Below are 23150 nucleotides of genomic sequence, written 5' to 3'. Positions count from 1 at the left end.
ATGGACAGCAGTTTGGTTATGAAATGGTTTGTATGGCTGCTTCGCAGAGAACGCTCAGAAACAGAGCTGAGCAGGACACAGAAAAAGAAGATCAGCCGGACAGTGAGAAAGGACAGAAGAGAAAATGGACTATAAGAAAGCCGTTGAAGCGGCGCTTAAAGGAAATGAAAGCGCATTTTCCGCACTTTATGAATCAACACAGCGGGATATGTATTATATTGCGCTGAAATATATGAAAAATGAAGAAGATGCCATGGACGTGCTGCAGGATTCCTACATAAAGGCATGGCAGTCGCTGGCAACTTTGAAAGACCCTGCAAGTTTTCGGGCATGGTTTGGACGCATTGTGGCAAACACTGCCAAAAATGCGCTGGCAAAAAAACGTCCCATGCTGTTTTCCCAGCTTGAGGGAGAAAATGATGAGGGAGAGCAGTTTGCTCTTGATATCGAGGACGAGAAATCAGAATTTCAGCCTGAGCGGAGCTATACACAGAAAGAAACTCAGGAGCTGGTGCATGAGCTGATCGACAGTCTTTCTGATGAGCAGAGACTTTGTATTCTGATGTACCATCTGGATGATCAGAGCATTAAGGATATTGCGGAAACCTTTGGAATTTCAGAAAATACTGTAAAATCAAGATTATTATATGGAAGAAAAGCTATAAAGGCAAAGGCCGAGGAGCTTCAGAAAAAAGGATATCAGCTCTACACAGTTGCACCTGTTGTATTCTTCCTGTATCTGCTTGACAGCGAAAAAGCGTCTACTGTATTTGCTGCCACAGCCAATGCAGTTATGCAGGCACAGAAGACGGGAATCCTGGAGAGCGCCAAAGCATCTGGAAACGGAGCAGGAGCGGCAGAAAGCAGTGCGGCAGACCACGGCACAGAGACGGTTTCACATTCTGGAAGCAGTGGATCTGCTTCACGTTCTGGTAGAAGCACCAGCTCTTCCGGCAATACAGGCAGGACAGCTGTATACGCAGGCCGCAAAGTGGGACAGACAGCTGCAAAGCAGGCGTTTATCCACACCGCAGCAGGCAAGGCCGCAGCGGTAGCAGTAGCAGTGGCAGTGATCGGAGGCGGCGGAGCCGCAGCTTATCATTTTGTTGGACAGAATCAGGCAGGGGAAGAACAGCAGACAACTGTGGAGGCAAATCAGTCTGAAGCAACAGAGGAAGTTTCGACAGAGGAGGCTGTAACCCCAGCGCCCACAGCAGTACCGGAGCCTACGGAAGCGCCAATGCCCACTGCGACACCAATTCCAACGGCAACTCCCACACCGGAGCCTACCCCAACTCCGGCTGCGGCAGATCCGGCATCTGTATATACCAGTGTAGTAAATTCAGCAGCCGCAGGGGAAGAGGGATATAATTTCTCAGAATATGGAAATGGGGATTACGGACAGCTTACCGGAGAGAGGGAATATACTCTGTATGATATGGATCAGGATGGAAACGAAGAACTGATTCTGACAGAAGGGCTTGCAAACGGACCGTTTATTTATTATGCATACCGGGTGTATACTGCGGAAAATACAGGTTCCGGTTATCAGCCGAGAGCTGTAGAAGGAAGTGGAGTTTCCTTGGATCTGGCAATCCCGCCGGAAGGGCCTGGTTTGTATTCATTACAGGATTTCAGCCGGGGAATGGGATATGAAGAGTATTATCGTGTGACGATCCAAAATGGAGCGCTGGCGGAAGAGGGAGATCCGGCGCTGCAGGCAGTTATGGGAGACGAGGCTCACGTAACTAATATTGAGCAGGCACCGGATTTTCACTGGTTCCCGGTAACAGACTTAAACGGTCTTAACTAAAAAGCTCCCGGGTTTTCTGCATCCATTCAATGACAGGTACGGAGAAGGGGCATCTTTCCTCACAGCCGCCGCATTCCAGGCAGTCAGAGGCATTGGCCTCCAGAGCCTCGTAGTGGGCGCGTACTGTGGGAGGAACCTCCTTCTGCATCCTTGCCAGGTCAGCAAGCTTGTTTACCATGGCAATGTCGATTCCGGCAGGGCAGGGAGCGCAGTGACCGCAGTAGGTGCACTGTCCTGCAGCATAGGCATGCTGAGGTGCGTTGGCAAGTACGCTTGCATAATCTTTTTCTGCATCTGTGGCTGTTTCATAGGCAACAGCCTGATATACATGCTCCGGTGAATCGAAACCAGCCATAACGCTTGCCACAGCCGGGCGGGTCAGAGCATAGTGGAGACACTGGACAGGCGTAAGCGCAACGCCGAAAGGAGAGGTTTTTGCATCAAAAAGTCTTCCCCCTGCATAGCCTTTCATAACAGTGATGCCTACATTTTCCTGTTCGCAGATACGGTAAAGTTCTTCCCTTTCCGGATCAATACGGTTCAGGCCGTCCGCGTATTTTTCCACAAAATAATCGTCCAGATTTTCACTTGGAGGCAGAAGGTCAAAGGCCGGGTTGATGCTGAACAGGATCATTTCAATTTCGCCATGAAGAGCGGCCATTTTTGCAACTGTGGGGTTGTGGGTGCTCATTCCGATGTGGCGGATAGTTCCGTTTTCTTTCAGGCTCCGGACATAGGCAATAAATTCGCCGGACATGATTTCTTTAAATTCCTCAGGGCTGTCAACAAAGTGGATCATGCCCAGATCAATGTAATCTGTCTGCATTCTTGTAAGAAGATCACGGAAAGCTTCATCCACCTTGTCCAGCTCTCTGGTACGTTCATACTGACCGTTCTGCCAGGTGGAACCAATGTGTCCCTGAATGATCCATTTGTCCCTGCAGTCTTTGATGGCATTTCCGATATTGGAGCGGACATTTGGTTCGGACATCCAGCAGTCCAGGATGTTGATGCCCTCTTTCTGACAAACATCAATGATCTCTTTTACCTCTTCTGTGTTGTGGCGTTCCAGCCATTCGCCTCCAAGACCGATCTCGCTGACCTTGAGACCTGTTTTTCCAAGTGTACGGTATTTCATAACATTTTCCTCCCTTTAAAAATAATGCGGTTCCGGAAGAAATCAGCTTTTCAGAAGATTTTGTCCGGACCGCATGTAATGAACAGCTTATACAAGATCTTTATTTTTCTTAATTGTTTCCAGAATAATATTCTGTGTGTATTCTCCAAGATGTCTCTGGTCATTTTTGTCCAGCTCTTTTACATAAATGGGCTTACAGTATTCCACGATCACATGACAGGGTCTGATCTTTGGAAAATGGGCTTCAAAAATTTCCGCCGTATTGTTCATGGCAATGGGGATAATGGGACAGCCTGATTTGGAGGCGATCTTAAAGCTTCCCTCATGGAAGGGAAGAAGCTCTGTTTCGTCCTCTGCCTTATTTCTGGTGCCTTCCGGGAAAATACAGATGGAAATTCCTGACTTTACTTTTTCAATGGCAGTGAGGATGGTTTTCAGCCCCTGCTTGATATCTTTACGGTCAAGAAACAGACAATGCAGATATTTCATCCAGTTTGACAGAAGGGGAATCTTTTCCATTTCTTTTTTTGCCACATAGCCGGTGCGGATAGGACAGCGGCTGTAGGTGAGAAGAATGTCAAAATAGCTTCTGTGATTGCCGATGTAAAGCACAGGAGTATCCTTTGGGACATTTTCTTCCCCGATCACAGTGATCTTTGTTCCGGCAACCCACAGAATAAATTTAAAAGCGCCCTGGATCAGCCGGAGAGAGCTGATTTCTTTTGTCATGGGAGAGAATTTACCAATGATCCATTCTACAATAAGAACAGGAATGGAAAGAATCAGAAATCCGATCACTATGACAGCAACAAGTAAAAAGCGAATCATAATCGTACCTCTTTCGTATACGGCAGCCCATATCATGTGCGGCTGCCTTAATAGTAACATTATACAAATTAAATGAAATTGTTGCAATAAATCTTTTGGCAATTACATACAATACTTATCAAGGAACGGATTGGGGTGGCATTATGAAAAAGATAGTCCTTCTGGTCTGTTATCTGATTCTGATTCTGTCTCTGGGAGGCTGCCGGCTGGTGCGCATCGAGGAAGAAAAAAGAATGCCTCTTGAGTATGAGGTGGTGGAACCGGAACAGCTTCCTGAGGAAGCGGCTGCACTTGTGGAAGAAAAAAAGGCTTCAGAGTTCAGGGTCACATATCAGAGCGGAAAAGAGCTTTATCTGATCAGAGGCTACGGAAAACAGATGAGCGGCGGATACAGCATTCAGGTAAAAGAGCTTTCAGCTTCTTCCACGGCTGTATTTTTTGAGACAAAGCTGATGGGTCCCTCTGCAGAAGAACAGAGCGGAGCGCCGTCCTATCCGTATATAGCAGTAAAAATACAGTACCGGAAGGAACCGGTACAGTTTCAATAATGACAGGAGGAAAAGAAAAGTGGAATTAAAAAAAGAAGATATTCAGATGCTGCGGGTAAAAAGCCGGGCAACCAGTCAGGTAACCTTTGATGCTGATTACAATGTTCCGGATGTGAAGCCGGATATCGGACGAATGATCCAGAATAAAGGAGAGGTGGAGGTGGAGGAGGTCCGTTTAAATGACGGGCACGCTTTTGTCCGCGGAAGCCTCAATGTAGATCTTCTTTATGTGGGGGAAGAGGAAGGAAGAGTGTACAGTCTTTCTGCGAAGCTTCCTGTGGAAGAGACACTGAATCTGGAGGGAATTGTAAGCGGAGATAAAATGTGCCTGAAATGGGAGATCGAGGATCTGAGTCTTCATCTGATCCATTCCAGAAAGCTGAACATAAAGGCAGTAGTGACATTTTATGCAGTTGTGGATGAGCTGGCAGGAATCCGTCTGCCTGTGGCTGTGGACGATGAAACTGTTTCCGTAAAAAAGAAGCCCATGAAGCTTTTAAGTCTTGCCGTACATAAAAAGGACACTCTGCGCAAAAAGGAGGAGATTGTTTTATCCTCCAATAAGCCCAATGTAGCAGAGCTTTTGTGGCACACTGCAGAAGTCCGGAGCCTTGATCTTCGGCCTGAAGAGGACAGAGTAAAGGCAAAGGGAGAGCTGTATGTATTTGTTCTTTATACCGGAGACGATGAGGGAAGGACGCACCAGTGGCTGGAATATTCGGTTCCGTTTTCCGGGGAGGTGGAGTGTCCGGGATGTACGGCAGATATGATCCCCAATATGGAGGCTGCCGTGATCAGCCAGTCAGTGGAGGTGAAGCCGGATTCTGACGGGGAGGAACGGCTTCTGATCGCAGATATGGTACTGGAAGTGGATATGAAGCTTTACCGGGAGGAAGAGCATGAGGTGATCCTGGATGTATATACGCCTTTGCGCCAGTGTATTCCAAAAGGAAAAACAGAGGCTCTGGAAAGTCTGCTGATCCGGAATTTTTCCAAGTGCAGGCTGTCTGACAGGATCGAAATGAAGGAAACCAGAGGGAAGATCCTTCAGATCTGTCACAGCCAGGGACAGGTGAAGGTGGATAAAACAAGGATTGTAGAGGGCGGCGTGCAGGTAGACGGTATTGTTCAGCTTAAAATCCTTTATATTGTGGGAAATGACGATATGCCGTTTTATTCCATGGAGACCATGATTCCCTTTACTCAGACGGTGGAAGCAGGCGGAATCACAGAGCAGAGTGTGTATTATCTTCATGCAGATCTGGAACAGCTTGCCACTTCCATGGTGGACAGTGATGAAATAGAGATCAGGGCAACTGTGAGCCTGAATCTTCTTGTTATGAGCTGCCAGGAAACAATGGTCATAGATAAGGTGGAGGAGCAGCCTCTGGATGAGGAAAAGGTGCGGGCAATGCCGGGAATTACTGTTTATGTGGTAAAACCGGAAGACTCTCTCTGGGATATCGCAAAGAAATTTTATACTACAGTGGAGGAGATCAGTACAGTCAATGAACTGAAGGACGGAGAGATCTCTGTGGGGCAGCCTCTGCTCCTTATAAAAAAAGTGGAACAATGACTATTGAAATTCCTGTAAAAATCATATAAAATATTTGCAAAGAATTGTATACAAAGTACAGAAAAAAACGCTACTGTCCACAGATTTTACGGCAGTGCATAATAAAAAGTATAAAAGATAAAGTACGAAAGGACAGAGGAATGGCTTATGCGTCTTAGGGCAATGGCAAAAATCAATCTTGGACTTGATGTGATCCGCAAAAGGGAGGACGGATATCATGAGGTGCGCATGATCATGCAGACTGTGCGTATGTATGATACTCTGGAGATCAGGAAAAAACAGGCACCGGGAATTTCCCTGCGCTCCAACCTGCCCTATGTTCCGTCAGACGAGAGAAATCTTGTCTATAAGGCTGCAAAGATTCTTATGGATGAATTTCATGTGGAAGAGGGGATTTCCATGAAGCTTACCAAATCCATTCCCGTAGCAGCAGGAATGGCAGGAGGAAGTTCGGATGCAGCCGCAGCCTTTGTGGGAGTGAACCGTCTGTTCCGTCTGGGTCTCAGCCAGGAGGAGCTTATGAAAAGGGCTGTTCAGGTAGGGGCAGACGTACCTTACTGTGTGATGAGAGGCACTGCCCTGGCAGAGGGGATCGGTGAAAAATTAACGCCTCTGCCGCCAATGCCGGAGTGCTATGTGCTGATCGGAAAACCGGGCATCAATGTTTCCACAAAAACAGCATATGAAAATCTGAGGCTGGACGCCATTCAGAGACGGCCGGATATTGACGGAATGATCGCGGCTATCCGAAACCAGGATCTGCGCTCCATAACAGAAAAAATGGAGAATGTATTTGAGCCGGGAATTATGGAAAAATATCCGGTGATCAGCGAGATTGAGAAATTTATGGAAGAAAGAGGAGCGCTGAAGGCAATGATGAGCGGAAGCGGCCCTACTGTATTTGGTATTTTTGAGGACAGAGAAAAAATGTTTGCCGCATCAGAGGCTCTGAAAAAGAGCGGTCTGGCAAAAACAGTTTTTGCTTCACGGATCTATAACCGTTCTGAGTAAGCGCGCAATTCAGATATTCCGGAGACATCAGTGATAAGGAGGAAATACAAAGGATGAATGATTTTTCTGTTGATATGAATGAGTATCTGCCGTTGAGAGACGTTGTATTTAATACTTTGCGCAAGGCAATTCTCAAGGGAGAGCTGAAGCCGGGAGAAAGACTGATGGAGATCGCTCTGGCAGACCGTCTGGGAGTCAGCAGAACTCCGGTCCGTGAAGCCATGCGGAAGCTGGAACTGGAAGGCCTTGTGGTGATGATCCCCAGAAGAGGCGCTCAGGTTGCAAATATTACAGAAAAGGATCTCAATGATGTTCTGGAGGTTCGCATTGCCCTTGAAAATCTTTCCATAGAAAAAGCCTGCGCCCGTATGACGGAAGAGCAGTTAGCCCAGCTGTGGGATGCCGCGGAGGAGTTTGAAAAAACAATGGCTGAGGGAAATCTGGTAAAGCTTGCAGAGGCAGACGTGGCCTTTCATGAGGTGATCTACCAGTCTTCAGACAACCGCCGTCTGAACCAGGTGCTGAACAATCTCCGGGAGCAGATTTACAGATATCGTGTAGAGTATCTGAAGGATGAAGAGACAAGGAATCTTCTGGTTAAGGAACACAAGGAGCTTTATGAGGCGATACGGGCAAGAGATGTAAAAAAAGCCCAGGAGATCTCTTTCCGCCATATAGAAAATCAGAGAGAGGCCATTGTATGCTCTATCCGGGAGGAGACGGAAATCAGGGAAAAGGCATCCGATCGTAAATAAAACTGAAAAATGTGGTTATTCTAAGAGAGATACAAATGGTATCTCTCTTTTTATTTACCATGATTTAGAGAGTTGGAAGAGGAAGTGTCCTCTTTTTTGCAGACGATGTAGCAGGAGTTGTATATGGGAAAAACAAAAATTTCTTCCAGGCTGAAGGACAATGAAGCATATATAAGAGAGCGCTGTAAAAACTGCGCGGATATTTTGATCCGTCCCATGCGTATTGGAACTCTGGGAAAAACAGACTGTCTTATGGTATATATTGAGGTGGCGGTTTCCAATATCATGCTGGACGATTCTGCTCTTGGGAAAATGATCAATCATTTCTGGGAAAGTTCACCGGAACAGATCCAGGAGTTTATGAGAAACAACAGTCTGGGAATCGCAGATGTAAAAAAATTTGAGTACATGGAAGACGCCGTGGCGGCTATGCTTGCAGGAAACGCCATTTTTTTTATGGACGGCTATGACAGGGCAATGAAAATTTCCAGCAAGGGCTATCCTAATATGGGAGTGTCGGGAGCGGAAACAGAAAAGGTTCTCCGGGGTTCCAGAGAAGGATTTTCCGATTCGGTAAAAACAAATTCTGCTCTTGTGCGGAAACGGCTTCGTGATACAAGGATGAAGGTTGAAGAAATGAGCATCGGGGTTCGTTCCAATACAATGATCCAGCTTCTTTATATAGAAGATCTTGTCCACCAGGAACTTCTGCAGACAATTAAAGACCGTCTGGAGGAATTTGAGATTGACGGAATCCTGGACAGCGGAATGTTGGAGCAGCTTACAGAGGAGGAGTGGTACTCTCCATTTCCTCAGTATCAGACAACGGAACGTCCGGACCGGGCGGCTCAGGAGCTTCTCAATGGAAAAATCGTTCTGATCTGTGACAATACGCCTTATGTCCTGATCCTTCCCAGCTCCTTTAACGGATTTATGGAAAGCAGCGAGGATTGGTATCATCACTTTGAAATGGCATCATTTTTAAGAGTTTTGCGCTATCTGGCTCTGATGACGGCAGTCCTTCTTCCCGGACTTTATCTGGCAGTAATACGGTTCCATACCCAGATCCTCCCCACAAATCTTCTGCTGTCTTTTGCGGAAGCCAGAGAGGGAGTACCCTTTTCCAGTGTTGTGGAACTTGTATTTTTGGAACTTTCTTTTGAGCTTATACGGGAGGCAGGTGTCCGTGTTCCCGGTTCTCTGGGAAATGCCATTGGGATTGTAGGAGGCCTTATCATTGGACAGGCGGCTGTCAGCGCAAATCTGGTAAGTCCGATCGTTGTGATGATCGTAGCCCTTACGGCTCTGGGTGGAATGGCAATTCCAAATGAGGAGTTTGCATCTGCTTTCCGGCTTCTGAAATATGCGTTTCTGTTTCTGGGAGGATATCTGGGGATTTTTGGTATTGTGCTGGGAATCTATCTGACAGCAGCTCATCTGTCAGGTCTGTTAAGCTTTGGCGTTCCCTATCTTCTGCCTTTTGTAAAAAAATCCCCCATAAAGGATGTAGGGGACGGAATCCTCAGACTTCCCTTCCGTAAGCGCCGGATCCGCCCTCTTTACGCCAGACAGGAACAGAGCCTGCGGCTGAAAAGGAGGGAAAAATCATGAAATTTGCAGAAAATAACAGAATTTCTCACAGACAGCTGTACAGGCAGATGGTTTTGACGTTTTTGGCTCCTTTTCTTCTGTGCCTTCCCGGAGAAAATAGGCTCACAGGAATATCAGGGATTGTGGGGGTGGCAGCTGCATTGGTGATTCTGGCGATTTACAGTTTTTTTCTGAGAAGATTGACGCCCTGGTACACGGATCCGATTAAAACCTTTGGAGCGGCAGGCGGCAGGATCATAGGAGTGTTTTTTCTGAGTTATGTGATACTGACAGGCGCGTATCTTCTGGATTTAATGGAGGAGCTGGTTCCTGCTGTTCTGGTCACCGGTATTCCGGGAATCGTGATTTCTTTGCTGGCAGCAGCGGTCTGCAGCTTCGGCGCCCATAAAGGAATGCAGAGGAGAGGAAGAATGGCAGAAGTGTCAGGGGGCATTCTTCCGGGCGGTGTGGTTCTGATGATGATTCTTTGTTTGTGGCAGATCACGCCGGAATATTTTACAGAAATGACACAGGCATCTGCGCTGCAGGGCAAAGAAGTTTTAAAAAGCTGCTATGAGGTTCTTGTGGCTTTTTCAGGGCTTGGACTTCTGCCCTTTCTTCTGAAGGATGTAGAAAAAAGAGGGGCAGCAGGAAAAACGGTGGTTTTTGGAATTTTCACTCTGGGAGGGATTCTGATAGGAATGCTTGTGCTGATTCCGTCAGTGCTTGGATGGCAGAGATTCCGAAATGAAGCATATCCGGTTCTCCCTCTTCTGGCAGGAGCAGATCTTCCGGGGAATGTGCTGGCAAGATTTGATGTACTGTGGATGGGATTCCTTTTGTACAGCCTTCTGTTTGCTCTGGGCAGCCTGTTTCATTACGGACACAGGATCCTGGATCGGACCCGTATGGGAAACGGGAAACTGTGGCTGCCGGCCGTAATATTCGGGCTGTCTTTTATAAAATTTCAGGAAACAGGGATCAGAGAAATTTTTGGTTTTTATCTAAGCCGGATTTTTGTTCCCGGTCTGCTTCTTATCCAGATGTTTATGGCTCTGAAAGGAAACCGTAAGCGCCAGAAAAAAGCAGCGCTGTCAGCCTGTCTTTGTTTTATGTTGTTTTTCAGCGGCTGCGCAGCTATAGAGCCGGAAAAAAGAATGTATCCTCTTGCTCTGGGGGTGAACAGTGAAGATTCAGGATTTTCCCTTATTTATGGAATGCCGGATCTTCCTCAGGCTACCGGACAGGACAAGCAGGAAGAGTCAGGAAATGAGACTGTACTTTCTTTAACCGGAAGTGATTTTTATGAAATAGAAAGAATTTATGACCGTTCTCAGGAAAAATATCTGGACATGAGCCATCTTCAGGTGATTATTATGGGAGACAGACTTCTGGAAGGGGACGGCTGGAAAATATTCATGGAATATCTGAAGGAAGAGCCTTTTGTCGGTGAAAATGTTTATATTTTCCGGACAGAAGATCCGGAGGCGGTGCTTACACGGGAAAGCGGAGGAACCTCTGCCGGAGAATATCTTACCGGGCTTCTGGAAAACCGCCTGCCGTCTCAGCAGAAAAACGGAGTGACATTAAGGCAGGTTTATCATCAGTGGTATGAAAGCGGCTCTTTTCCTGAAATTCCCCGTATCATTATGAAAGACGGAGAGTTGCAGGTGTATCTGGAAAAGAGCTGAGAAATCTAAAAAATAAGAGCCTTACCGGAATAGAAAGCCGGGAATTGTCTATACTCTGAATAGTGAATCAGGGGTAAGTGTTCACAGGAAATAATATTATGTACAGAACGGACAGTAACAATTTTGGAGGAATAGACAAATGGAATGGTTAAGAGACAGAAAAAACCGCCTTACGGTTTCGATACTTGCTGCAATGGCTGCTGCGATCCTGGTGGCAGGAGGATTCAGTCTGCCGGAGTATCCGGCTGCATCTGCATGGTGGGGAACCATGTATCCGGAATTTTGTTTTTCAGAGGGAAAGGGGGACAGCCCCCGAAAGATTTCCTTCTGGCTTGCGGAAGTGCTGGAATGGTGATATGATATAAAAACCAGAGACTGCGGAAAAGCTCCGCAGTCCTACCAGTCAGTGCAGAAACGGAGACTTATATTTATGAAGCCAGACAGAGACGCACCCATAGGTGTATTTGATTCCGGAGTGGGCGGGCTGACAGTTGCCCGTGAGATCATGCGGAATCTGCCGTCAGAAAAAATCGTATATTTTGGAGATACAGCCAGAGTACCCTATGGAGGGAAGTCCAGAGAAAATATCATCCGGTATTCCAGACAGATCATTCATTTTCTTATGGAGCAGCAGGTTAAGGCGATCGTGATCGCCTGCAATACGGCAAGCGCTTTTGCTCTGGAGGCAGTGAGGGATGAATTTGACGTTCCCATCCTGGGAGTGATAGAGCCCGGAGCCAGAGTGGCGGCAGCGGAAACGAAGAACAGAAGAGTGGGTGTGATCGGCACAGTAGGAACTGTTGACAGCGGTATTCACGCATCCTATCTGAAGAAGCTGGATCCGGACATCACAGTGATCAGCAAAGCCTGCCCTCTGTTTGTTCCTCTGGTGGAGGAAGGCTGGCTTCACGATCCGGTTACTGCAGAGGTTACAGCCAGATATCTTCAGGAATTTAAAGACAAAGATGTGGATACACTGATTCTGGGCTGTACTCACTATCCGCTTATCCGGTCTGTGATCCGGGAATTTATGGGGGAAGAAGTACGGCTGGTCAATCCGGCTTATGAGACAGCACTGGAGCTTCGTTCTCTTCTTGAAAACAAGAAACTCCTGAATACAGGCGGAAAAAATGAAGAATTTCCATATCGTTTTTATGTCAGTGACCTTGCGGAAAAGTTCCGGGCATTTGCCGGATCCATTCTTCCCTATGATGTGGAAATGACAAAAAAGATCGACATTGAAAAATATTAGGAGGCATTTATGGACAAAAATGTACTCATACATGTACGGGGACTTCAAATGATGGAAGTTGGAGAAGAACAGGAGCCAATAGAGCTTGTTGTGCCCGGTCAGTATTATTTTCGCAACGGAAGCCATTATCTCAGATATGAGGAAATTCTGGATGAAGGCTCAGAGCCTACGATAAATTACATAAAAATGTCCCCCCAGGGCATGGAAGTCAGGAAACAGGGGCTGGTTAATGTACATATGGTATTTGAGCGGGGAAAAAAGAATATGACCTTTTATACCACTCCGTTCGGAACGCTTCAGATGGGAATTGTTGCTACCGGAATGGAACTGAATGAAAGTGACAATAACATTAACATGAAGGTTGATTATGCCCTTGACATGAATGAAGAGCATGTGGCGGACTGCTATCTTTCTGTGCAGGCGCAGCCTGCCGATTCAAAGGATTTTGTACTGTAAATAAAATACGAGACAGCTGCAGGAAAATTCTTACAGCTGTCTCGTGTTTTTTAGTCTTTTTTGCTGAACATTCTTTTAAAGAAGCCCTTTTTCTTGGCCGGCGGCGCATCCAGATGACCGCGGATACCGCGTACACCTACAATGTACAGACCGCTGATGTCAGCCTTTACTTCTTTCTTTACAGGAATCTGTTCGTAAATTTTCTCATCTGCTATCAGAATAGAAATCTTCGGACCGATCTTGGCCTTAACAATAGGCAGTTTGGTACGACGCATCATCTTCGGTGTCTGATCGATCACCATCTGCGGGAGACCAGATTCTTTTATGCGAAGTCGTTTTTTGTCAATTACCAACATGGAAACAGTCTGTTTTGCAGCTTCAATCTGTGCCTGCTGTTCTTCCTGTTTTTTCTGAGCCTTTTTTCCAAAAAAATAAAGGGCAATCAGTACGCCAACGAGAACAACAAGGATGACAAGCAGGACGATGGTAAGTGTATTCATAGATACCCTCCTCAATATGTATATTTTTCCCTCTTATAATCAGATACAGGCGGACATACATGTCCTTCAGAGAGAATTCCTGTCATGCGAAGTATATTTTATCATTAATCCGGTTAAAAGGCAAACAGTTTCGGGCAAAATCACAGTAAAATCCCAGAGAAATCATTTAGACAAAGATTACAGAAAATTATTTTATATTAGGGGAAAACAGTGGAAATTATACAGATAAAAAGTTATAATAAACAAAGTGACACAATTCGACAAATTTGGGCAGATGTTCATAGGTAATATTCCATAAGATGTGTTGCTAAAAAACGAAAAATACCATGATCGAATGTAAATTGCAAGGTACTTTGACCAGGCTTCCGGGAAGGGAGTGAACAGTAAAATTCCCTGACTGTTGTGACGCCGGAATAAAGGATTTTGTATTGGGTATATTAAAAATTACAGAAAAATAATGGACAGGAGTTACTATGGAAGAGCGAGGCAGGGGAAAGAGAAATATGCACAGTGAGAAAAATAAGGATGAGAGGGACAGGCAGCTGGAGGCCATGACCGAAGAGGAACGTGACGAATATTTCCGTGAGATGCGAAGGGAGAGAAGGCTGCGCAGGCAAAAAAGGGAGCGCCGGAAGAAGCTGGCGGTTCTGGGCGCCACAGCAGTGATTTCCCTTGTTGTAGTAGTTGGCGCAGTCAGCGGGATCACACGTTTTGTCATTACAAAAAGCAGCGGTTCCGGCATAGTTTCCAATAAAGATGAAAACAAAAAAGGCGGGGGAGAAGCAGCAGAGGCTTCTGCGCAGACAGACCTTCTGGCAGAGGCGGATCTGAAGGCAGCCCAGTATGATTATGACGGGGCTGTACAGCTTCTCAAAAGCGACAGCAGCTATGACAAGAATGCGGATTTTCAGGCTGCAGTAAAAAAATACGAGGAGACAAAGGCCACCTGCGTTTCCTGGCCGCTGGAAGAAGTGACGCATGTTTTTTATCATACGCTGATCAAGGATCCGGCGAAGTCATTTGACGGTGATTATAAAGAAGGCGACTACAATCAGGTAATGACCACCATAGATGAGTTTAATAAGATCACTCAGACCATGTATGACAAGGGTTATGTTATGGTCAGCATCAAGGACATGGCCATTGCTGACGAAAACGGAAATATGACTCCGGGAGAAATCCTTCTTCCGCCGGGGAAAATTCCGTTTGTGCTGTCTCAGGATGACGTGTGCTATTATCACTATATGGATGGAGACGGCTATGCCACAAAGCTTGTACTGGATGCCGAAGGCAAGGTCCGCAATGAATATGTGGAGGATGACGGAACAGTTTCGGTAGGCGACTATGACATGGTGCCGCTGATTGACCGGTTTGTGGAGCAGCATCCTGATTTTTCCTACAGGGGAGCAAAGGGCATCGTAGCTCTCACGGGGTATAATGGAATCCTTGGATACAGAACAGACATCAGCTACGAGACACGGCCGGATGATCTGGACGCCAACAAGGTGGAGTGGCTGGACGCACATCCGGATTTCAGTCTGGAAAAAGAGCGGGAAGAGGCAAAGAAGGTGGCAGATGCCATGAAAGCCAATGGATGGCTGTTTGCAAGCCATACCTGGGGACATCAGAATGTAGGACAGATAGACCTGGCTCATCTGCAGGCAGATACCGAGAAATTTAAAGAAAATGTAGATCCGCTGATCGGCGGAACAGATATCATTATTTTTGCTTTCGGAACAGATCTGACTGCTCAGGAAGATTATTCAGGAGATAAGTTTGAATACCTGAAAAGCGTAGGATACAATTATTTCTGCAATGTGGATTCAAGTAAATATTTTGTGCAGATCAGAGATCGGTATTTCCGTCAGGGAAGAAGAAATCTGGACGGATACAGAATGTACTATAATCCGGAACTTCTGGAAGATCTTTTTGACGCAAAAGCAGTATTTGACCCAAGCAGACCAACTCCTGTACCGCCTATGGGATAAAGATAAAAATATATCATCCGCCGGATGAGGGGATCCGGCGGATTTATATACCGGTGGGGAGCAGCCGGAAGGGGAAACAGAAGAAAGGGGAAAATTAAAAAATGAAAAAAGCAGTTCTGGCAGTGACGCTTGCGGCAGCAGTTGCGGCAGGCAGTGGAAATATGCCGGTTTGGAATGGGAACACACAGAAAATCACATCTAAGACATATATGCCGGTGTCTGCATCAAAGGATAAAAAGAAAACAGAAGAGAAAGAAGCAAAAAACAGTGCGCAGTCGGTTCTGGAGCAGGCAAAGATCATGTATGCCCAGTACAATTATGACGAGGCTATCAAGCTTCTGAAAAGTCAGAAGGACTTTGAAAAAAACAAAGATTATATGGATATAGCCGCAAAGTGCCAGGTGGCAAAGGCGTCCCTGGTGGAATATCCCATTGAAAAGATCACCCATGTGTTTTTTCATACGCTGGTAAAAGATACCTCCAAAGCTTTTGACGGGGATTCTGATTCAGGCGGCTATAACCAGGTTATGACCACCATAGATGAGTTCAATAAGATCATTCAGACCATGTACGACAAAGGGTATGTCTTGGTAAGTCTTCACGATATGGCAACAGTGAATAAGGACGGAACTATGAGCAGAGGGAAGATCATGCTTCCCAAGGGAAAAATTCCGTTTGTTCTGTCCCAGGATGATGTGAGCTATTATCATTATATGGATGGAGACGGCTATGCTTCCCGCCTTGTTCTGGATGAGAACGGGGAAGTAAAAAATGAGTATATTGAGGATGACGGCACAGTATCTGTGGGAAATTATGATATGGTGCCTCTGATTGATGAATTTGTGAAGCAGCATCCTGATTTTTCCTATCATGGACGAAAAGGTATTCTTGCAATGACAGGATACAACGGCGTTCTGGGTTATCGTACGGATATTGCCTATAAGACAAAAGAGAATCTTCAGGATAATCAGAGGGAATTTCTGGAAAAACATCCTGATTTTGACTACGAAGCAGATGTGGCAGCTGCCAAAAAAGTTGCAGACGCCATGAAAACCAATGGCTGGGAGTTTGCAAGCCATACCTGGGGTCACAAAAATGCAACAGATTCTTCTGCCGAGGAACTGAAGGCGGATAATGAGAGATGGGAAGCCTATGTGGCGCCGATCCTTGGAAAAACAGATACCATTATCTTTGCCTTTGGAGCAGATATCGGCGGCTGGGAGGGATATTCCTCCGATAACCCGAAATTTCAGTATTATAAGAGCAGAGGATATAATTATTACTGTAATGTGGATTCCAGTCAGTATTTTGTACAGCTCTCAGACCAGTACCTGCGTCAGGGAAGAAGAAATCTGGATGGATATCGAATGTATTATAATCCGGAAATGCTCAGTGATCTATTTGACGTATCAGAAGTATGGGATTCTTCCAGACCTACCCCCGTACCTGCAATGTGACAGGATAAATGAACATAAGGCATCAGAAAGGAGCAATTTATGAAGAAAAAAACAGTTTTGGCAATGCTGGTAATGTGTATGGTATTCAGCGCGTCTGCCTGCTCAGATAAGAGCGCAGAAAAACCTGCGGCAGAAAAAACAGAAAGCAGCGCAGAGAAGGCGGATAAAGCAGAAGATAAAACTGAAACTGAAAAGGATAAAAAACAGGAGAAAAAAGCAGAGGTCAGACTTGTGTCTGTCAGCGATATTTCCAAATATATTACTGTAGGCGAATATAAAGGGCTGAAGCTGGAGAACATTGTAGAGCCTGTTTCAGATTCTGAGGTAAATACCGAAATTGAATTCCGGCTTCAGGATAAGGCGGAGGAAGTGAAGGATGGAACGGTCCAGTCCGGAGATCAGGTAAGAGTCAGCTTTACAGGAACCATTGACGGCAAAAGCTTTGAGGGTGGCTCTGAGGAGGACTATGATCTTGTTATCGGAGAAGGTGCAGTAGCAGACGGCTTTGATGAGGGGCTCATTGGAATGAAAGCCGGAGAGACAAAAGAACTGAATCTGACTTTTCCGGAAGATTATTATGACAGTGAGCTTGCGGGCAAGGCAGCTGTGTATCAGGTAACTGTTCAGAGTATCCGCAGAACTCCTGAGCTTACAGATGAGTGGGTTGCTGCAAATACAGACAGCAAGACTGTGGATGAATACAGAGCGGCTGTTCAGAAAGAACTTGAGTCCGGTGTGAATGAAGCTGCTGAGAACCAGCTTTATGCAGATGCATGGAATCAGGTATTTGAAAGCTCTGAGATCATAGAATATCCGGAAGAAGATATTGAAACAGCCATAGAAGCTTATAAAGAACTGAATGGCGAGTATATTGAGCAGGCTCAGATGGATATGAGCGAATTTCTGAGATCACAGGGAATCACAGAAGAAGAATATGAGGAAGCTTGCAGACAGTATGCGGAGGTTAAGGTAAAGCAGAACCTGATCGTTCAGTATATTATGGATGAAGAAAATCTGAGCGTAGACGACAAAGAGGCAGAAGAGCTGGATAAGAAGTTGCTTCAGCAGTATGGTGCGACAGATCTCAGTGAAGTGGTGGATCTTTATGGAGAGAGAGAAGTAAATGAGACACGGGCTCTTCTCAGAGTGGAAAAGTTTATTGTGGATCAGGCTCAGGTGGATCAGAAGGTCGGCGGAGGTGACGAGCTGGCAGAAAATGAAGATGCGGTAACAGAAGAAGGCGCCTATGATACTCAGCCGGAAAAGGCTGAAAAAACTGCAAATGAAGATGTTGCAAATGAGGATGCTGCTTTGGAGAAATAATCAGAAGCAATGTTATTCCTCATGTCGGCTGCTGTCTGTGCAGAATTGTAAACAGGGCAAAGATAGCCGGCATGGCAGCAGGGGGTCAGAAAACTGGATAAATTTAGAAAAGTTTTATAAATATATGGAAAATGCACGGGAAGCGCTATTGTATTTCTGCAAAAAATGCAGTATGATAGACGTGACAAACACAGACAGATTAATATAATAGCAGGTGGGAAACAATGGATAAAAGAGTGTTGCAGGAAAGGATGCGCAAAAAGCAGCAGCAGCTTCGACGCCGCAAAATGATGAAGCTTGGCGGCTATATACTGGCAGTGGTACTGGTTGCAGTATTTATCATAAAAGGCGTGATTCTGCCTATTACAAATAAAATCAGCGGCAAGGATGCTGATAAGCCCGTGCGGGTGGAAGCTGATGCCGGCAAAACGGCAGATGCAGAAAAAACAGAACCCAAAAAAGAAGAAGTAAAAACAGATGGAACAGCGGCGATCAGAATGCCTTTGGCAAGTGTTTCTCATATTACCACAGCATCAGACCTGACATCAGGCTGGCATAAGGACGAAAACGGCAAATGGTATCAGAATACAGACGGTACTTATTATGCCGGCGGAATGCAGGAGATTGACGGACAGACATATTCCTTTGATGATAATGGTTACATACAGACAGGCTGGGTAAGCCAGGGATTTGATGATCTGTATTTTAACGAGGATGGTACCTACAATCCGGAGAAACATAAACCGCGTATTGCCCTGACTTTTGATGATGGCCCCGGAGAATACACAGATCAGCTTCTTGACTGTCTGGAGAAGAACAATGCCCATGCAACGTTCTTTATGCTGGGACAGAATGTGGGAAGCTGGGAATCTACAGTGAAGAGGATGACAGACATCGGCTGTGAGCTTGGAAACCACAGCTGGGATCACCCGGAGGCAACTCTTCAGGGTATTTCTGATGAAGCGGTAATAGAGGAATTTCAGAAAACAGACGAGGCTCTGATGAAAGCCTGCGGACAGAAGTCCACAGTAGCCCGCGCTCCTTATGGCGCAGCAGCTCAGAGAGAGTTCGATCTGGTGCAGAAGCCGTTTTTTATGTGGTCTTTGGATACTCTGGACTGGAAGACATTGAATGTAGAATCAACCGTTGACGCAGTTATGAACGGGGATCTGACAGACGGCTCCATTATATTAATGCATGATATCCATGAGCCTTCTGTACAGGCGGCTCTTCAGATCATTCCTCAGCTGGTGGAAAAAGGCTATAAGCTGATGACCGTCAGCGAGCTGGCAGCGGCAAAGGGTGTGAAACTTCAGAATGCGTCCTATGCAGATTTCTGGGACAGCAGTTTGTCAAAGGGTCTGGTAGCAGGCTATGACGGTCCTCTTCTGAGCGCTGAGGCTGCTTCGGGAAGCGAAGGCGGAGAAGGCAGCGTATCTGACGGAAGCAGTGAGGACAGTTACGATGAAGGAAGCGATATGTCAGATGGAAGCAGTGAAGACGGTTCCGGTGAGGAGTATTCAGACGAAAGTGGAGATGCATCCTATGATGATGAGTATTATGGCGACGGCAGCGACGAAGAATACTATTAATCTATTAATATCGAATGATTTATGAGTTGAAAATTTATAAAGATATCATATGGTTTTATATTGCTGTCTGAAAATTGGATTTTTATTGCGTAACAGATATGAATGTCTGTTACGCATTTTTTATGTGAAAACACAAGGTTGTTCGACAGGAATCGTACAGACAGTAATAAGGTTATTGGCAGAATGTCTGAAACAACACAAAATGCAGTTGAAGAGACTGGGAATCTTGGGTATAATATGGATAGAGGAATTGTAGCATTTTGGGAGGGAAGTTTAGTGGGAAAGTGGTATGAAAACGCAGTGTTTTATCATATGTATCCTATCGGAATGACAGGAGCGCCAAGAAGAAATGAGAGTCAGGAAACTGTTCACAGATTTCAGGATCTGATGAAATGGCTTCCTCATATAAAGAGTCTGGGATGTACGGCAATCTATATTGGGCCGTTATTTGAATCCACATCCCACGGATACGACACAAAAGATTACCGTATGGTGGACAGGCGTCTGGGAGATAACCGGGACTTTAAAAACTTTGTGGAGAAAGCCCACGAAATGGATATCCGTGTTGTGGTGGACGGTGTATTCAACCATACAGGAAGAGAATTTTTTGCTTTTCAGGATATTCAGAAAAACAGAGAACAATCTCAGTACTGCAGCTGGTATAAGGGAATTAATTTTGGGTGGAATTCACCTTATAATGACGGATTTGGCTATGAGGCATGGCGAAACTGTTTTGAGCTGGTAAACCTTAATCTTTGGGAGCCGAAGGTACGGGAGTATCTTCTGGATGTAATAGGATTTTGGATTGACGAGTTTGATATTGACGGGATTCGCCTTGACTGCGCGGACTGTCTGGAATTTTCCTTTATGGAAGAAATGAGACGGTTTACTAATGACAAAAAAGCAGACTTCTGGCTGATGGGAGAGGTGATCCACGGAGATTACAGTCGCTATGTGAAGCCGGAAATGCTGGATTCTGTTACAAATTATGAGCTTCACAAGGGACTTTATTCCGGACATAACGACCACAATTATTTTGAGATCGCTCATACGATCCGGAGAGAGTTTGATGAAAACGGAGGAATCTACAAAGGACTTCGGCTTTATTCTTTTGTGGACAATCATGATGTGGACAGGATCGCTTCCAAGCTCAATGTTCCGGAACATATTTTTACTGTATATACACTTTTATTTACACTTCCGGGAATCCCTTCCATTTATTATGGATCTGAGTGGGGGATACAGGGACGTAAAGAAGGGGGAAATGATGATCCTCTTCGTCCGGCAGTTGATATTGAGGAGGCGCTTCAGCATCCGGATAATCCGCAGCTTCTTGAATGGGTGAAACTTCTTGGCAGGATCCACAGCCAGGAGCCGGCTCTTTCAGACGGAAGATATCAGGAACTTCTTCTCACCAACCGACAGTATGCTTTTGCAAGAATACTGGGAGAAGAAGCTATTGTAGTGGCAGTGAATAATGACGACAGGCCTGCAGAGCTATACATCAGGGAACTGCTGGGAGGAAAGTCCTGGGTAAGTCTTGTTGACGGGCAGGAAGGCAGACCTCAGGATGGCAGTTTCAGAGTAACGCTGGAGCCCGGGGAAAGTCAGATTTATAAATTGAAATAGATACAGGGATTAAGGGAGGTATTTCCGGATGGGAGAGAATATGCATTTTTCAGAGTTAGACCAGTATTTATTTGGTCAGGGAACACACTATGATATTTATAAAAAACTTGGTGCGCATCCTACAACTCAGGGAAGAAAAAAGGGAGTTTATTTTGCGGTATGGGCGCCGAATGCGCAGTCGGTTTCCGTAGTTGGAGATTTTAATAATTGGGATACAGAAGCAGATCCGATGGTGAAAGCAGGTCCCATCGGTGTGTTTGAAGTATTTGTGCCGGGGGCAAAAATTGGAGATCTTTATAAGTTTTTTATTGTGGGAATGCATGGCGAGGAGCTTTATAAGGCAGACCCCTATGGCAATGAAGCAGAACTTCGCCCGGGAACTGCGTCCAGGATTGCGGATATTACAGATTATAAATGGAAAGATTCTACATGGATGAAAAAGCGCATAGAATTTGATGAAAACACAGATGCCATGTCTATTTATGAGGTACATCCGGGTTCCTGGAAAAAACATGCAGTGGAAAATGAGGATGAAAACGGATTTTACAACTATCGTGAGTTTGCTCATGAGCTTGCAAAATATGTAAAAGATATGGGCTACACCCATGTAGAGCTGATGGGAATTGCAGAGCATCCATTTGACGGTTCCTGGGGCTATCAGGTAACCGGCTATTATGCGCCTACTTCACGTTATGGAAGCGCTCAGGATTTTAAATATCTGGTAGATTATCTGCACAGAAACAAAATCGGGGTTATTCTGGACTGGGTTCCGGGACATTTTCCGAAAGATGCCCACGGGCTGGCAAATTTTGACGGAACAGCAGTATACGAACATCAGGATCCGCGACAGGGAGAGCATCCTGACTGGGGAACAAAGATCTACAATTATGGACGTCCGGAAGTAAAGAATTTTCTTATAGCTAATGCGCTTTTCTGGATTGAGGAATGTCATGTGGACGGACTTCGAGTGGATGCAGTTGCGTCCATGCTGTATCTTGATTATGGCAAGCAGGACGGACAGTGGGTTGCAAATAAATACGGGGACAATAAAAATCTGGAAGCCATTGAATTTTTCAAACATCTGAATACAGTTGTGCTGGGAAGAAATCACGGCACAGTGATGATCGCAGAGGAATCAACTGCATGGCCGAAAGTAACAGGCAAGGCAGAGGATGACGGACTTGGATTTTCTCTGAAATGGAACATGGGGTGGATGAATGATTTCCTGGAGTACATGAAGACAGATCCGTATTTCCGTAAATTTAACCACAATAAAATGACATTTTCCATGACCTATGCCTACAGTGAAAAATACATTCTGGTTATTTCGCATGATGAGGTGGTTCATCTGAAATGTTCCATGCTGAACAAAATGCCCGGATATCCGGATGATAAGTTTAAGAACCTGAAGGCTGCCTATGCATTTATGTTCTTTCATCCGGGCAAAAAGCTTCTGTTCATGGGACAGGAGTTTGGACAGCTTCGGGAATGGAGTGAGGAAAGAGAGCTTGACTGGTATCTTCTGGGAGAGGAAAACCACAAAGATCTTCAATCCTTTGTAAAAACACTTCTTCATATGTACAAAAAATATCCGGCTCTGTATAAAGCGGATAATGATCCGGAAGGATTTGAGTGGATCAATGCAGATGACGGAGACAGAAGTATTTTCAGCTTTATGCGAAAATCTCCTACAAAGAGAAACAATCTTCTGTTTGTGGTAAACTTTACGCCTGTGGAGAGAAGCGACTACCGGGTAGGTGTGCCGAAGAAAAAACAGTATAAGCTGATCATGGATGAGAACGGACTTCTGGAAAAACCACAGATTTTCAAAGCGGAAGCCAAAGAGTGCGACAACCGGGAATTTTCTTTTGCATATCCCCTTGCGCCTTATGGAGTAGCGGTATTTACATATTGATGAGTATAAAAAAGCCATCACTGAAGAGAACAGGAATATATTCTTATAAATTGCTCTTTAGGGTGTTATAGAGTGATATTTTGGCAGA

20 protein-coding genes are annotated in these 23150 nt (G+C 45.5%); 17 read left to right on the top strand and 3 right to left on the bottom strand.

Going from position 1 to position 23150, the window contains the following annotated elements; all coding sequences use genetic code 11:
• Together LU279_RS05120 and LU279_RS05115 are read left to right on the top strand one after the other, a co-directional pair.
• Nucleotides 1–135: a hypothetical protein gene (locus tag LU279_RS05120; RefSeq protein WP_274421479.1), complete on the top strand. Its 135-nt coding sequence runs from the start codon at nt 1–3 to the stop codon at nt 133–135.
• On the top strand, nt 125–1813 hold the full coding sequence (locus LU279_RS05115) for an RNA polymerase sigma factor (protein ID WP_274421478.1): 1689 nt from the start codon (nt 125–127) through the stop codon (nt 1811–1813). The genes LU279_RS05120 and LU279_RS05115 overlap by 11 nt, the downstream gene beginning before the upstream one ends.
• Here LU279_RS05115 and LU279_RS05110 read toward each other — a convergent pair.
• Both LU279_RS05110 and LU279_RS05105 read right to left on the bottom strand, forming a co-directional pair.
• Nucleotides 1806–2951: an aldo/keto reductase gene (locus tag LU279_RS05110; RefSeq protein WP_147599374.1), complete on the bottom strand. Its 1146-nt coding sequence runs from the start codon at nt 2949–2951 to the stop codon at nt 1806–1808. The genes LU279_RS05115 and LU279_RS05110 overlap by 8 nt on opposite strands.
• A gap of 87 nt (nt 2952–3038) precedes the next feature.
• Nucleotides 3039–3779: a lysophospholipid acyltransferase family protein gene (locus LU279_RS05105; protein WP_022067311.1), complete on the bottom strand. Its 741-nt coding sequence runs from the start codon at nt 3777–3779 to the stop codon at nt 3039–3041.
• A gap of 143 nt (nt 3780–3922) precedes the next feature.
• On the opposite strand from LU279_RS05105, the gene LU279_RS05100 reads away from it, so the two are divergent.
• From LU279_RS05100 to LU279_RS05060, 9 genes are all read left to right on the top strand, one after another.
• Nucleotides 3923–4327: a protease complex subunit PrcB family protein gene (locus LU279_RS05100; RefSeq protein WP_022067310.1), complete on the top strand. Its 405-nt coding sequence runs from the start codon at nt 3923–3925 to the stop codon at nt 4325–4327.
• Between the two features lie 19 nt (nt 4328–4346).
• Nucleotides 4347–5903 carry a DUF3794 and LysM peptidoglycan-binding domain-containing protein gene (locus LU279_RS05095; RefSeq protein ID WP_147599378.1) on the top strand — a complete coding sequence of 519 codons (1557 nt, stop codon included), beginning with the start codon at nt 4347–4349 and terminating at the stop codon, nt 5901–5903.
• Between the two features lie 147 nt (nt 5904–6050).
• A complete protein-coding gene (gene ispE / locus LU279_RS05090; protein ID WP_274421476.1) occupies nt 6051–6914 on the top strand; it encodes a 4-(cytidine 5'-diphospho)-2-C-methyl-D-erythritol kinase in 864 nt (287 codons plus the stop codon).
• 53 nt (nt 6915–6967) lie between these two features.
• Entirely contained in the window at nt 6968–7669 is a 702-nt protein-coding gene (locus LU279_RS05085; protein ID WP_147599381.1) for a GntR family transcriptional regulator, read from the top strand.
• 123 nt (nt 7670–7792) lie between these two features.
• A complete protein-coding gene (locus LU279_RS05080; RefSeq protein ID WP_274421475.1) occupies nt 7793–9280 on the top strand; it encodes a spore germination protein in 1488 nt (495 codons plus the stop codon).
• Nucleotides 9277–10950, top strand: coding sequence for a GerAB/ArcD/ProY family transporter (locus LU279_RS05075; RefSeq protein WP_274421474.1), 1674 nt, complete (start codon nt 9277–9279; stop codon nt 10948–10950). The genes LU279_RS05080 and LU279_RS05075 overlap by 4 nt, the downstream gene beginning before the upstream one ends.
• A gap of 139 nt (nt 10951–11089) precedes the next feature.
• Nucleotides 11090–11305 (top strand): hypothetical protein, encoded by a 216-nt coding sequence (locus LU279_RS05070; protein WP_274421473.1) that lies wholly within the window; start codon nt 11090–11092, stop codon nt 11303–11305.
• A gap of 75 nt (nt 11306–11380) precedes the next feature.
• A complete protein-coding gene (gene murI, locus LU279_RS05065) occupies nt 11381–12202 on the top strand; it encodes a glutamate racemase (RefSeq protein ID WP_274421472.1) in 822 nt (273 codons plus the stop codon).
• 9 nt (nt 12203–12211) lie between these two features.
• Nucleotides 12212–12658, top strand: coding sequence for a DUF1934 domain-containing protein (locus LU279_RS05060; RefSeq protein WP_022066652.1), 447 nt, complete (start codon nt 12212–12214; stop codon nt 12656–12658).
• A gap of 50 nt (nt 12659–12708) precedes the next feature.
• Here the strand turns inward: LU279_RS05060 and LU279_RS05055 are convergent, their stop codons facing one another.
• The gene (locus tag LU279_RS05055; protein WP_022066653.1) at nt 12709–13158 is read right to left on the bottom strand and encodes a hypothetical protein; all 450 of its coding nucleotides are present in this window, start codon (nt 13156–13158) and stop codon (nt 12709–12711) included.
• 473 nt (nt 13159–13631) lie between these two features.
• Here LU279_RS05055 and LU279_RS05050 point away from each other — a divergent pair, with 473 nt between their 5' ends.
• The 6 genes from LU279_RS05050 (at nt 13632) to glgB (ending at nt 23062) form a co-directional block, all read left to right on the top strand.
• On the top strand, nt 13632–15146 hold the full coding sequence (locus LU279_RS05050; RefSeq protein WP_330684567.1) for a hypothetical protein: 1515 nt from the start codon (nt 13632–13634) through the stop codon (nt 15144–15146).
• A 101-nt stretch (nt 15147–15247) separates the two neighbouring features.
• Complete coding sequence (locus LU279_RS05045; protein ID WP_274421471.1) at nt 15248–16603, top strand: polysaccharide deacetylase family protein; 1356 nt, start codon at nt 15248–15250, stop codon at nt 16601–16603.
• Nucleotides 16604–16642: 39 nt separating this feature from the next.
• Nucleotides 16643–17926, top strand: a complete 1284-nt coding sequence (gene tig / locus LU279_RS05040) for a trigger factor (protein WP_274421470.1) — start codon at nt 16643–16645, stop codon at nt 17924–17926.
• Between the two features lie 224 nt (nt 17927–18150).
• Nucleotides 18151–19518, top strand: coding sequence for a polysaccharide deacetylase family protein (locus LU279_RS05035; RefSeq protein WP_274421469.1), 1368 nt, complete (start codon nt 18151–18153; stop codon nt 19516–19518).
• Between the two features lie 276 nt (nt 19519–19794).
• Entirely contained in the window at nt 19795–21147 is a 1353-nt protein-coding gene (locus LU279_RS05030) for an alpha-amylase family glycosyl hydrolase (protein ID WP_274421468.1), read from the top strand.
• 28 nt (nt 21148–21175) lie between these two features.
• Nucleotides 21176–23062, top strand: a complete 1887-nt coding sequence (gene glgB / locus LU279_RS05025; RefSeq protein ID WP_274421467.1) for a 1,4-alpha-glucan branching protein GlgB — start codon at nt 21176–21178, stop codon at nt 23060–23062.
• The last annotated feature ends 88 nt before the right edge of the window (nt 23063–23150 follow it).

The organism is Blautia sp. XA-2221 (assembly GCF_028767025.1).
GTDB lineage: Bacteria > Bacillota > Clostridia > Lachnospirales > Lachnospiraceae > Blautia_A.
Note: the sequence above shows the minus strand (reverse complement) of the source record. Positions and strands in the feature narration are given on the sequence as shown.